This is a genomic window from Nakamurella sp. PAMC28650, from assembly GCF_014303395.1.
Taxonomy (GTDB): domain Bacteria; phylum Actinomycetota; class Actinomycetes; order Mycobacteriales; family Nakamurellaceae; genus Nakamurella.
In genome coordinates, this window is the sequence record NZ_CP060298.1 from 5129074 (window position 1) to 5142596 (window position 13523).

General features: G+C 61.5%; 9 protein-coding genes. 4 read left to right on the plus strand and 5 right to left on the minus strand.

Annotated elements, in window-relative coordinates:
- The first annotated feature begins 106 nt into the window (after positions 1–106).
- Positions 107–1192 (plus strand): hypothetical protein, encoded by a 1086-nt coding sequence (locus H7F38_RS23265; protein WP_187091976.1) that lies wholly within the window; start codon positions 107–109, stop codon positions 1190–1192.
- Between the two features lie 14 nt (positions 1193–1206).
- Here the strand turns inward: H7F38_RS23265 and H7F38_RS23270 are convergent, their stop codons facing one another.
- Positions 1207–2688: a sugar transferase gene (locus H7F38_RS23270; RefSeq protein ID WP_255498145.1), complete on the minus strand. Its 1482-nt coding sequence runs from the start codon at positions 2686–2688 to the stop codon at positions 1207–1209.
- 405 nt (positions 2689–3093) lie between these two features.
- On the minus strand, positions 3094–3543 hold the full coding sequence (locus H7F38_RS23275) for an adenylyltransferase/cytidyltransferase family protein (protein WP_187091978.1): 450 nt from the start codon (positions 3541–3543) through the stop codon (positions 3094–3096).
- A 390-nt stretch (positions 3544–3933) separates the two neighbouring features.
- Here H7F38_RS23275 and H7F38_RS23280 point away from each other — a divergent pair, with 390 nt between their 5' ends.
- Positions 3934–4566 (plus strand): low molecular weight phosphatase family protein, encoded by a 633-nt coding sequence (locus tag H7F38_RS23280; RefSeq protein ID WP_187091979.1) that lies wholly within the window; start codon positions 3934–3936, stop codon positions 4564–4566.
- 731 nt (positions 4567–5297) lie between these two features.
- Positions 5298–6320, plus strand: coding sequence for a hypothetical protein (locus tag H7F38_RS23285; protein ID WP_187091980.1), 1023 nt, complete (start codon positions 5298–5300; stop codon positions 6318–6320).
- A gap of 33 nt (positions 6321–6353) precedes the next feature.
- On the opposite strand, the gene H7F38_RS23290 is transcribed toward H7F38_RS23285, so the two are convergent.
- Entirely contained in the window at positions 6354–8456 is a 2103-nt protein-coding gene (locus tag H7F38_RS23290; protein ID WP_187091981.1) for an acyltransferase family protein, read from the minus strand.
- A gap of 511 nt (positions 8457–8967) precedes the next feature.
- Here H7F38_RS23290 and H7F38_RS23295 point away from each other — a divergent pair.
- A complete protein-coding gene (locus H7F38_RS23295) occupies positions 8968–10443 on the plus strand; it encodes a polysaccharide biosynthesis tyrosine autokinase (RefSeq protein ID WP_187091982.1) in 1476 nt (491 codons plus the stop codon).
- A 34-nt stretch (positions 10444–10477) separates the two neighbouring features.
- Here H7F38_RS23295 and H7F38_RS23300 read toward each other — a convergent pair whose 3' ends face one another.
- Complete coding sequence (locus tag H7F38_RS23300; protein WP_187091983.1) at positions 10478–11215, minus strand: bifunctional 2-polyprenyl-6-hydroxyphenol methylase/3-demethylubiquinol 3-O-methyltransferase UbiG; 738 nt, start codon at positions 11213–11215, stop codon at positions 10478–10480.
- A 62-nt stretch (positions 11216–11277) separates the two neighbouring features.
- Positions 11278–13434, minus strand: a complete 2157-nt coding sequence (locus H7F38_RS23305) for an acyltransferase family protein (RefSeq protein WP_187091984.1) — start codon at positions 13432–13434, stop codon at positions 11278–11280.
- Positions 13435–13523: the final 89 nt, after the last annotated feature.

Sequence of the window (13523 nt, forward strand, 5' to 3'; positions counted from 1 at the left end):
CAACAAGGGCGGAGACCCAAGTCACTCCCAGTAGTCCTTGACTGGGAGAGGTCACGATACTCCGCCGATCCGGCGTAGGAACATTCCAAAGAACCTGAGGCCCGTCATGCCCTCTTCCTCCCCCAGCCACATCGTCAAATCCCTGGTGATGAACCGGCGCTCCGCTCTCCTGCTCGGCCTGGTCAGCGTGCCGGCCGTCGGAGTGCTTTCGATGACCGGCAGCGCCCAAGCCGATACCTCCCCGGCGATCTCCGTGCTGGACGCTGTTGTCGTACAGAAGGGTCCGATGGCGCCGGTCGTCGGCACTCCGGGCACCTACCGACCCGACGAGACGACGACCGGGTGGCGCCCCGTGAGGGCCTCGCTGACCAGCCACGCCGGAGACATCCTCATCACCAAGCCGGGCACCGTGATCGAAGGCCTGTTCATCACCGGCCGGGTCTTGGTCCGGGCCGCCAACGTCACCATCCGACAGTGCGAGATCGTGGGAAACGGCTATGCGGGCGGGAACACCGGCCTCGTCGACTGCAATCACCCGGCGGCTGCAAACGTTGTCATCGAGGACTGCGAACTCCATCAGGGCGTCGAAACCGCCAACGTCTGGCACGACGGGGTCATCGGCCACGACTACACCGCCCGCCGCAACCTCGTCTACGACACCGTCGACGGTTTCGGGGCCTACAACAGCTACAGCCCGGGCCAGCCTGCGAACGTGGTGATAGAGGCGAACTATGTTCGAGAACTTTCCTACTTCAGCCCCGATCCAAACCATTCGGACAACCGCACCCATAACGACGGCATCCAGATCCAGGGCAACGGTGGCATTCAGATCCTGGGCAATCACATCCGCGGGTATGCCTCCTCGACGGTTGGAACAGGCCCTCAGAATGACCCCTATTTCCCCCTGATCACCGGGCACGTGGTCACTTGCACTCCGACTGTCAGCGCCATCACCGGTATCACGGTGGAGAACAACTGGTTCTACGGCGGCGTGTGCGGGTTCATCGCTATCGCCGGGTCCAAGGGTGCCTCGAACCTCGGGACGATCACCAACAATCGGTTCGGTACCGACATGCGACTGAAGACGCCCATCCAGTTGGACAACACGTTGACCGGCACCTTCTCGAACAACGTCTGGGACAACGACGCTGCGACAACTTCCGCCGCGTACTACAAGCCGGGAACGATCTGAAACCAGGGCCAGGATCAGAACGCCCCGGACGAAGAGACGACTGCCTTCAACGTCTTCCAGAGGATGACCAGGTCCGAGGTCAGCGACCAGTTCTCGACGTAGTACGTGTCGAGGCGCACTGTGTCTTCCCACGTCAGGGTCGACCGACCAGAAACCTGCCATAGTCCGGTCATGCCCGGCCGGACGAGCAGTCGCAACCTGGCCTCGCCGTGATAGGTGGCTACCTCACCCAACAGCGGCGGCCGAGGCCCGACCAGGCTCATGTCGCCCTTGAAGACGTTGATCAACTGAGGCAACTCGTCGAGGCTGAACCGGCGGATGAACTTGCCGACCCTGGTGATGCGGGGATCATCCTGCATCTTGAACATCGTCGAGTTCCCGGCGTCACGCTGATGTGTGGTCAGTTCGGACAGTCGGGCTTCCGCGTCCACCACCATCGACCTGAACTTGATCATCCTGAACGAGTTGCCATTCAGCCCGGCGCGCTCCTGACGGAACAGCACCGGTCCGGGACTGGTGGTCTTCACTGCCATTGCCACTCCCAGCATCAGCGGGGAAAACAGCCCGACCAGCAGTGCACTGCCGACAGCGTCGAACGAACGCTTCAGAATCCGATTGGCCCCCCGGTAGGTGGGACGGTCGACGTGGATGAGCGGGAGCCCTGCGACGGGCTTGGTGTGTACTCTCGGACCGGCGATATTGGTGAGCGCAGGCGCAAGCACCAACTGGATGTCCGTCTTCTCGAGTTCCCAGCTCAGCCGACGGACGGCAGCCGGACCGAAGGCCGCCGTCGATGTCACGGCGACGGTGTCCGCGCCGTACTGCAGGGCCGTCATGGCCACGTCATCGAGCCCACCGAGAACTGGCACCCCGTCAACCGAAACGCGACCGGTGACCGGATCGATGTTGAGGTCGCCCGAGGAAGCGGTCTGGTGTACGCAGACTCCGAGCACGCCGTAGCCGGCCAACGGTGCTCGCTGGAGATCGGTCAAGAGTTCGCGCACCGTGCGCAGGTTTCCGACGACGAGGACCTTGGACATGAATCCACCGTTGAGCCGGCGCGCGTGCAACCACCGGCGCCAAGTGAACCTCGACAACAGAAGGGCCATCAGACCGGCTGGCAACATGACCAGCACGTAGGCGCGCGGAAGATGCAGGTCGAAGACGTAGGAGCAGATGGCGATGAAGCCGAACAGGCCAAACGAGGTGTTGACCAGTCGCTTGTATTCCTCCGGACCGTGCCCGACCACTTCCGGATCCCTCGTACCCCCCCAGTGCAGCGTGACCATCCAGGCAACGGCCACGAACACAGTCATCGCGATGAACGGCAGCCTGTCCGGGTCCCGGGAGACTCGAGTGGACAGAGTGCCCATGTGGACCAGGTGGGCCCCGACCGCAGCCCACGTGACCCCGATCAGGTCTCCGAAGAACAGTCGGTAGGCGTATCGGCTCGCCCAGGCCTTGCGCGGGCCGGACCCGGTGGCCGGAGTAGGCACGCTCTGCCACACCGAATCCGCACGGGACGGCTGAACCTCGGTACCGGGCTGATCATTCGGCGCTGCAGTGACAGCGGGCCTCGCCGTACTGGACCTGGCTGCGTCCGACAGAGGGTCGGTGCGTGACGGAGTAGTGATAGTCATACGAGAGCCCGTCTGTCGGGACTGCAGTGCATCATCGATTGCTCCACTTTCGCCGGCACAGGGTTCACTCGAGATCGCCGACGTCGCCCGACACGCTTACCGACGGTAATTTATTCACCGCCGTCACGATAGCGCGACCCTGCCTAAACGGGAAGAAAACAACCCACCAGTCACCTGTTCGGGCAATTTTTCGTCACAGTGAGTGAAAGAGGGCGGACACAGCGGCACGGCGAGTCCCGGGGATTTGGTCGCCGTCCAGATTCAGCCGCTGCTAGCGACCCGAATCTCAGGTTCGACCAAGCTCGACAGCACGCGACGTATCACGGTGCTCGACGTGTGGACCGTGTAGGGGAAGTAGACGACCTGGACCCCGGCAGCGGCAAAGTCGGATTCGAGCTTGGCTCCCTTCGGAGTGCCACGCCAGTCATCACCCTTGAAGATGTGCGTGAAGCGGATGTCTGCCCATGAGTCGAGCTTGTCCGGAGTCATCTCCGCGTGGACTTCATCCACGAATCGAATGTTCCCGACGATCTCCATACGTTCGGCCAGCGAGATCACGGGCCGTCGCCCCTTGGTCAGTTCGCACATCTCGTCCGACACGACACCTGCAACGAGATAGTCGCATTGCGACTTCGCTTGACGCAGGATGTTTAGGTGTCCGACGTGGAACAGGTCGTACGCACCAGGGGCGTAACCGATACGGACTGCCACTGTGATTCCCCTACTCGTCGGTTGGTCTTGCCGAGGGGGCAGCCTTGCCCTCCGCCCAGTCAGCCCCGACAACTGACGGCCCATCGGATGTGATGGATAATAACCGACCTGGCCCTCCTTGTGCCTGGCGACCACTCCTTCGGGTGAGATGTCCAGGACACATGTCAACCCAGAGTGAGCAATCAAGTTCTCGTCGTCGACATGTGGCATCTCGACCGAACGGCCCATCGGCATCCGCCCCCACACCTGGAACAGGAGACCAGACGGTCGTTCGCCAATCGGGTTGGCAACCAAGGTCCAGAGTCCAAGGCAAGGCCGGGTCCCGCGCATGGCTCGGCAGCCGTCAGCCATATTGGTGGCTTGCGAACCGCGGGCCCGGACGGAGAGACGTTGACGAAGCAGGACGCACCACCGAGTTTGCGGGTACTGCTGGTGTGCACGGCAAACATCTGCCGTTCGCCCATGGCCGAGTTCCTGATGAAGCAGGCCGTGCTTGAGCGGTGGGGACGACGGACCGCAGGACAGATCCTCGTCAGGTCGGCCGGTCTCCACGCCCGCGAGGGCGTCTCCATCCATCCCTTTGCAAGGACCGCCGTCGGTGAGCCGCCCGATCGGGAGGATGACCGACCGCTCGGTGATGCGCGCACGCAGTGGTTCGAGAACTTTCGGAGTCAGAGGGTGACCGCCGAATTGATCACTGACTCCGATCTCATACTGACTGCGACCAGGGACCATCGCTCTGAAGTCGTCGGTCTTGTCCCTTCCGCCCTCAGGAGGAGCTTCACCATCCGCCAGATTGCATCTCTTCTGGTCTCAGCCGAGCCCGTGGACATGAGCGGACCGACGGCCATCGGCACGGCCATCATCGAACGCGTGCAACGAGCGCGGGCGCACATACCGCCAGGAGGACCCGATGACGACCTGGTCGACCCGATCGGACACCCGATCGAAGTCTTTCAATCTTGCGCTTCCATCATTCGTCGCAGTGTGGATTCGATTCTCGAAGCCCTGAGGCCCAGCTGATCCGTGGCAGCCGGGATCGGTTACGGGCCGCCCAACTTCCGGCTCGATCCGCCGCCGCGAGCTGCACTCGGCGTGCAACCAGGCCAACCAGATGCACCGACATCCGATATGTCTGACTTGGGCTAATCCTCGCTGCGGCTATCAGCTTGCCCCAGATAGCCCGTAGTGGAGATCAAATCCCGGCCATACGCGTCATTTCCACCCTTTTGCGAACCCCCGCTTCACTGAGTCCGTTTGTTACGGAAAGCACTGATGAAACGTCCAGGTTCACCCTGATAGACCAGCAACCTCGGGTTGGCCCGCATGCGTGACTATAAACGCTAGACCATCAGAGCGTTCACCGCACCGCCGGTGGCTTAGTTCGGTCGCACATATCCTCGTTGCGAAGACCCAATCCCGCCTCGATCGTGTTAGGAAACATTTCGATAACGCTAGACTTCGTCAGGACCAACGATCGACCTACCCACCGGAAATGACTCAGGTGCATCGACAGTCATCTGCTTCGGCTCATCTATTGATCTTGACCCGGGAGACAGCTTGAGTCGTGAATAGACCGGCCTGACGTAATCTGTTGCGCTCGAGGTCATTTGTTGCGCCGGAGTTAACTAGCGGTCACGAACACGATCCACTGAACCATCCCCCACGATCCGTTCTTCAGCGACGAGGCAGTCGTCTCGTCGTCTGTCTGCGTGCCCCACGACGGTCAACATCAGGACAGGACACACTTCAGCATGCAAAAGCGATCCGCCAGACACAGCAGCTCGACGAGCCTGACCCGGCGCAATGTGCTCCGTTTGGCTTATGCCGCAGTGCCCGCTGCGGCCGCCGTCGCTCTTCCCCGCCTGGTCGGGACCGCGGCAGCCGCGTCTTATATCAAGCCGGATTGGTCGAATACGGGGATCCCGGTCGGCACGAATCTGACTGTGCACCGCGGTGACATCGTCGTCACGACACCGGGCACGGTGATTGATTCCATGGACGTCTACGGCTACATCAAGGTGCGCGCCGCCAACGTGACCATCCGACGCACCCGGGTTCGCGGCACCGGAACTGTTGCATTCAACACGGCCCTCATCGACTGCAACCATTCCGCCGTAAGCAATGCCGTGATCGAGGACTGCCTGCTGGTCCCTGACTCTCCATCGGTGTGGGTGGACGGAGTCATCGGTAAGGAGTTCACTGCCCGATGGAACAACGTCTACAACACCTGCGATGGCTTCGGTGTCTACAACGCCCAAAACTGGGCCGGCGCATGCAACGTCACCATCGAGAGCAACTTCATCCATGATCTGGTCTTTTTCTCCAAAGATCCCAACCACTCCAACGGGACCCACAACGATGGCATTCAGATTCAGGGTGGATCGAATGTCAACATTCTCGGAAACAATATTCTCATGTTCTATTCGCGAGGGAAGGGGACGCTCGACTACGCGTCTCGCGCCGGTGGCAATGGAATCCTGGTCGGTGCAAACCTTGCCTCGGTCACCGCCAGCCAAATCACCAACAACTGGCTCAACGGTGGTATCGACGGCATGTATATCCTTCGCGGGAAGTCATCGAGCATGAGATTCGGATCTGTTTCCGGCAACCGTTTCGGTCGCGATCAGTTCGGATTTTCCGGCGGTGCGTCGACCTACCAGATCAGAGTGCAATCGGGCGTGACGTTCAACAACGCACTGACCGCCAACTACTGGCAGAATTCGGGTCTACCCCTGGCTGTGAGCCGAACAGGCGGAATCCGCTACGACTACTGAATTCTAGGAGAACCGGTCCTCCCTGTGCCGGCCCTAACCCGCAGAGGGCATGCCTACCTTGATCAGCGCGGAGCCTAACGAATGGGACAGCGAACGGGCGAATGTGGCCGTCATGTGGTTGTCGTCCAGGTAGACCAAGACCTTGCCGATGACTGCGCTGCACATTCCTGCCGTGCAGAACGAACCACTCACGTCGACCAGCTTGGCATCAGGCGTGAGCGCGGCGGCCGCGCCCATCAGATCAAATTTCTGCGACGGTCCCTGGGCGAAGTCACACTTGGGTGATGCGCCGTTGGCATAGACGCATGGCGGGATATCTCCCTTTCCGGCGTTGTCGGGCTGAGGAATGTCGCGAAGTGCGATCACTTCGCTGCCCGCCGACAACAACTTCGACCACGCCTTCGCAATGCCTTCGGCAACCCCCGGGACCTCGGAACTCCTGAAGTTTCCGGCTGGACTCCGCCCACTCACGAGGATGAATTTGAGATGGGCGACCGGCAACAGGGAGCTCAGCCTGCTGTTCCACAGCCCACATGCGTTGGAGGTGATGGTCGCCGTCAGAGTGCAGCCCGACATCAGATAGGTGGTTAATTGCCAGTTGTTGGCATCTGCCACCGGGATGAGCGCAGGTAGCCACTGGGTCGCGTGGGAGTCGCCCACCAGTGCCACGCTGACTGCGTCGGCCCGACTGGAGCCGAAAGTGCAGGTGATGACATCCGACCTAGAGACTCGCTGCTGACAGCGTTCGTAGGGGAAGTCGTCGGTCGCGATGAGCGGACTGGGCACGATCTCCGTTAGAGGGACGGTTGCGGCCGAACAGCTGGAATCACCGTTCATCACCTCGGCACCGAAGCAGGACGGCACGTTCGCACTCGTCGCCGCGAGGGCGGCGCGTGCGGACGATACGGGCCCACGCAACGACAGCCAGCCCGATCCGGCTAAGACCACGACCAACGCCATGAAGGCAGCCCCAGCAACGTAGACGAATCGATCTCGCTGCAGCTGCGCACGCCAGGCGACGGGCCCACGGCCGCTACGCGCATCACGGATCGGGTCTTCGATCAACAACTTCGAAACTGCGGCCAAGACAATTGCGACTAGAAGGACGATGGCCTTGGCCGGGGTCGTCAGGGCCATCCCGGTGACGGCGGGCACCAGCACGATCAGCGGCCAATGCCACAAGTACAGCGAATACGAGATGTCGCCGAGGTACTGCACCGGCTGAAGGGCAAAGAGCCGCTGCGGCCCGATCCATGCCGATGTTGAGCCCCCGGCGATCACCGCTGCCGCTCCGAGGACGGGTATGGAGGCAGCCGACCCCGGGAAGCTGGTATCACCCGAGTAGACCAGAGACGACCAGGCGATGAGGGCCAGGCCCATCCAGGACAAGGCAGCACGAGCGGGGGGCGAGACCTTGATGTGTTTGATGCCGACCGCTAGGGCTCCGCCTACCCCGAACTCCCACAGACGGGCGAAGATATCGAAGTAGGCGAACTTGGCGTCGGCTGCGGTGGATAGTACGGAGTAGGCCAGGCTGCCCCCGATCAGAACCAAAAGGAGTGTCGCGACGGCCTTCGTACGTCTGGCCCTGAACATCAAACCCGTGCCGAGAAGCAGAATCGGCCAAATGATGTAGAACTGCTCCTCCACGGACAAGGACCAGTAGTGCTGGACGGGGCTGGCTCCGGCGCCGGCGGCAAGGTAGTCGGTTGAACTCGAGGCCAAGGACCAATTTTCGAAGTACAGGCCGCTGGCCACTATCTCTCGGAGGTAGAGCTCCCAATTCACTCTCGACACCAGTGTGAGCGTCAAAATCGCAGTAAGCACCAGGACGACCAGTGCAGCAGGGAGGATCCTGACGATTCGCCGCAGATAGAAGTCGCTCAGCGACGCTCCCAGACTGCGGGCACCAGGTGCGTTTCGCAGGATGTGACCCGTCATGAGGAAGCCCGATATGACGAAGAACACGTCGACACCGATGAACCCACCGCTGAGGCGGGTCGGCCACAGGTGATATCCGACGACCAAAAGCACCGCCAAGGCTCGAAGAGCCTGGATCTGGGTCAACAGGCCTGGTCTCGTCTCGGCCACCAACGAGTGCCGGTTCCGAGCCTTTGGCGCGACGATCTCGGTCATGATCCCCGTCACCAGCCTTCCTCGAGAATTTGCGACCTCGCTGCGATAACCGGCCATGGGCGCACCGCGGTCGTTCAGCGGGAGCGCGGCGTCCGTTTTGACGGTGAGGATCGATGTATGTTAGCAGTCGATGTTATCGGGCCATCCGTGTGATCAACGGAGTGAAGCATCTGCCCGATTGGGTGAATGGGGATGCCCTTCGCCTCCGCAATGGCTACGATTTGTGACTGGACGAGTTGATCAGTTGCGCCTGGCGACCGGGGGTCTCTGCATGGGTCGCGCGGGATCGCGGGTGGTGACACACCCGGTACAGCGGCGCCGGGCCGCCGGATCTCGGTCTGCTTGGTCTTGAGGACCTGTTCGATCCGCAGCACACGGTGCTCAACTCACAGAGTCGGTACTGTTCAGCTGCAAAAGTCCACAGTGGCCCCCGAGTAGGGGGCCGAACTTACGGGCGGGGGCCACCTTGCTCTCGCGGTCGCGACGGAAGGCGGCGTCAGGTATGGCGGTCATGAATCTTCGGGGCTACCTCAGGGCGATCCGGAAGTACTGGATGCTCGTGCTTCTCCTCACAGTCCTGGGGACCCTGGCAGCAACCGGCCTCACGCTGAGCACCGATCCCAAGTACGCGAGCACGGTGACCTTCTTCGTTTCGAGTCAGACCAGCAGCAGCCAGACTGCTCTGCAGGCCGACCAGTTCGCACAGCGTCGCATCAACTCCTACGCCGGGGTAATGGTTAGCGACCGGATGGCCGACCTCATCATCAAGAAAGCAAATCTGAGTTTGACCCCGGCCGAGGTGAAGAGCGAGATCAGTGCCACGACTGATGTCAATACCGTTCTGCTCACCGCAACGGTCATCGACACATCACCTGACCGATCGTTGGCCATCGCGAATGCGATCTCCACTGAACTCAATGGCGTCGTGAACGGGTTGGACAATCCCGGGTCGACCAAGACCACAACTTTCCTGAACGCGATCACCGGTCCGACGCTGAACACGACCCCGGTGTCACCGAAGAAGACGCTCAACATCGGCCTCGGATTTCTGGTCGGGTTGGCCCTGGGGGTCTCCGCCGCCATCGTCCGAGAGCTGATGGATGTCACCGTACGTACCGCTGACGTGATGCAGACCCTGTCCAAGCGGCCTGTCCTGGCCACAGTCGCGCTCGATGCGGCGACGGCCAAATCACCAGTGTTGGTTCGCACGACCGTCAGATCCCCTCGAGGCGAGGCTTTCCGCCAACTCCGCACAAGTCTCAAGTTCATCCACGTCGACCAGCCACTGAAGGTCGTCGTGGTGTCCTCCTCTGTCGCGTCCGAGGGTAAATCGCTGACCGCGGCCAACCTGGCTCTGGTTTTCGCAGAAGCGGGACAACGGGTGCTGCTGATCGAGGCAGACCTTCGCCAGCCTCGCGCGGCGGACTACCTCGGTCTCGAACGTGCCGTGGGACTGAGCAACGTGCTGGCCGGGGAACTCGGGGTCGACGACGTCCTGCAACCCTGGGGAGACAGCGGACTCACCCTGCTGGCCAGCGGTTCCATCCCGCCGAACCCCTCCGAGCTGCTTGGTAGCAATGCGATGGCAGACCTGATGGTCGCCTTGCGAGCTCGGTTCGACATGATTCTCGTCGATTCGCCCCCGGTCCTGCCCGTGACGGACGCGGTCGTCCTGTCCGCTGTGGCGGACGGCATCCTGATGGTGGTCCACTACGGGAGAACCACCCGCGCGCAGTTCACCTCGGCAATCACCGCCTTGGATGCGGTCGATGCCAAGCTGATTGGAACGGTGCTCAACATGGCGCCGGTCAAGGACATTCCCAGCGGGTATGGAGGCTACCGGTACGCCGAGGAAGCGAAGATCCCGGCCGCGGCGACGAAGAAGAGGACGCAAGCGGCCGTCACGACGCCCACTCCCGACTCAGTGCGACGACGACGCGCCACGGAAGACCTACCGACCAAGACAGAGTCGCCTACCCGAAACTGATGTGGACCGATTGCATGATGGTCAGTTTTCCAGGTCATGCAGGTCGAAGGATCATCGCCGACTGTCCATCGGTCTCGGTTCCATGTTGATGGCCCGTAATACGTAGGCCTGCTCGTTCGACCATTTCGGTGAAATAACCTAGATCAGACCGAACACAATGGAGCGGTCCCCGCCACACGAGCGGACCGTAACCCTGCGGATTCTCCGTCTCCTTGGCTACGTCGGATTCGACAAACGCGGTGACGAAGGCAAAACCGGTGGGCCTGAGCAGTCGTAGGATTTCGCTCAAGTAACCCTGGACGTCGGCCGTGACCATACGGCTGAAGACAGAATAAGCGTAGAAGGTGCCGTAGTGGCCATCGCCGCCCGGTATGACCCTCTGGGCCGTGCCTCGGGGGTTATAGCGGGCGTTGGACACGTCCACCCACTTGAATGTCACCCCCGGTCGGGCGATGTGTCTCTGGGCCCATCTGATGAGATCTGCCTGGACGTCCACGCCGTCGTACCCAACGAAGTTCGACAAGGTCTCCAACGCGCCAACCGCCAATCGACCAGCGCCACATCCCCAGTCCAACAGCGGTTCCGAGGGTGAGTATCCGTTCTCCAAGAGTCGAGCAACATCCTTGCGCGCTTCGGACACGAAGCCGGCATCGGTCTGGAAGTGCTTTCCCCCCATGCGGAACTGCGACGGGGGCAACTTGATGCCGCCGGGTGACCTACCCCGCGACGATCGGCTCAGATAAGCGCTACGGACCGCTTCCTTGATTGCCATGCCAAACTGTAACATCCGTCACAGTACGAGCATCAGAGCCGAACTGCTGAATCCTTACGACGTCAACTCAAGAAGTAGCCGTCACTTTGGAGGTCAGCGAGCATCACCGGTGCGATCTTGTCCGCGTACGCCGAGGTCATATGCACCAGATCTCGCTTCACCGGGATACCTCCCACGAAGCTGGGACACTGACCCTGTCGCGAGCAGAACCACGAACTCGAATCGACGAACACACCATTGATGTTCGCGGCCACGTCCTTCTCGACCGCAGCAAGCCTGGACCACTGGTCCGTCAATGTGCTGACACAGTCCTTGGGACTGCTCGCCTTGGTGTAGCACGTGGCGATGTTGACGTCGGACGGCGGCGGGGCCAGCAGCATCACCTTCTTGGCACTCGGTGTCATCTTGGCCGCGAAACTCGTCATGCCGTCCCGCCACTGAGCAAGCGTCACAATGGCAGACGTGTCCGCGTTCGTTCTGGGCTCATACGTGTTGGTAATGATGACGAGGTCGGGCTTCAGCGTAGCCACCCCCTGAATTGCTGACGCTTTCCGAGCAGGACATGCGTTCTGGAGCGCACTGTCGGAGTTGTGGATCGGTATGTCGACGAAAGTGCACCCGAACATGGAGTAGCTGATCAATCGCCATGGACTCCCTTTAGTGGTGACGATGTCTCGGAGCGCAGTCAGGTAGGCGACCGAGACGGAGTCGCCCATCACCACCACCGTCTTCTTGGCCCCAGCATTCCCCCAGGTGCACTTATCCAGACCGGGAGGCTTCGGACCACTGCAGGCGTTGATGTCGCGAGCAGTGCTGTCCGACGACAGGACGGAATCCAGGGACGGATTCAGGGTGGGCCAGGACGTAGCCGTCAGGGCGGCCGCGATCTGCGCAGTGAGTACCTGGCCCGCCTTCGGCTCCCTGGCATCCACCGGTCCGGTGCCGGCCGATGTCGGTTCGGCCGCGGCAGCGATATCTGCGGCCTGCGCCTTCGACAACGGTTTGGCATAATAAATCGTCGTCAGCACGACCCCGCAGGCGGTCACGATCAACAACGCGCCGAGCATGCCTCTGGCAACCGGCGCACGCCGGCCGGACGGGACTGCGTCCCTCGCAGCGGAAGGCATCAGCCAGGACGACGACCTGATCGGATCCTCGATCAAGTGGAAGGCCAGCACCGAGACCACCAGCAGAACAGCCAGCACGACGACGAAGTATCTGGTCGTTCGCCCCGGGATCAGCGCGGCGAAAAGGATGATGACCGGAAAATGCCACAGGTACAATGAGTAGGAGATGCGGCCTAGGTAGCGCGCGACGACGTTGGTGATCGGCCAGATGAACCGAACCGGCCGATCAACGCCGGCGACGATCACGAGGCCGGCCGCCGCGACAGGAAGTGCCGCCCCTGGAGCCGGGAAGAAGTCCGCGGTACTGAGTACGGCAACGGATACTACGATTCCAGCCAAGCCCACCCATGACAGCGCCGGCCGCAACCAACCCGGCATACGGGCAAACTGTGGCGTCATCACGGCCAACAGGGCCCCGAATCCGAGCTCCCAGGCCCTGGTCAGCGTCGAGAAGTAGGCGACCGTTGTGTTCGTTCTGGTCTGGTAGAGGGCCCAGGTGAATGAGCCTGCGATGATCAATACGAGCACGACACCGAGGATCACGATCCTGGTGGTTCTGGACCGCTTTCCGATGAACCAGCCGGCTGCCAGGACCACCGCGATCAGGAGGGGCCAGACGAGGTAGAACTGTTCTTCGACCGCAAGCGACCAGTAGTGCTGGAGCGGCGAAGTCGGTCCCGCCTGCGTGAAGTAGTCGGTCCCGATGCTGGCGAAGTGCCAGTTCGCCAGGAACACGAGCGACCACAGACTGTCGCCACCGATGGAGTGGAACCGGCTCTGCTGGAAGACGAAATAGGATCCGACGACGGTGATGCCCAGCACCAATGTCGATGCAGGGATGATCCGCCGAATTCGGCGGCGGTAGAAGTCGAGGAAAGACACTCGACCAGTTCTGGCTTGTTCCTTGAGAAGTAGGCCGGTGATGAGGAACCCGGAGATGACGAAGAATATATCGACGCCGACGAAGCCGCCTTTCGGCCATCCGAACAGGTGCTCCAGAATGACGAAAATGACAGCAACGGCCCGAAGACCCTCGATATCCGGACGGAAGCCGCGCGATGAAGACGGCCTGTCGGCTGGGAACGGGCGCATTCGCCCGAATCCAAACCTCCGTGCTCGCGGATGCGGGCTCGTAGCCTTCCGTCTGCCATGCGAAGCAGCGACGTCACGAGTCGCGGTCA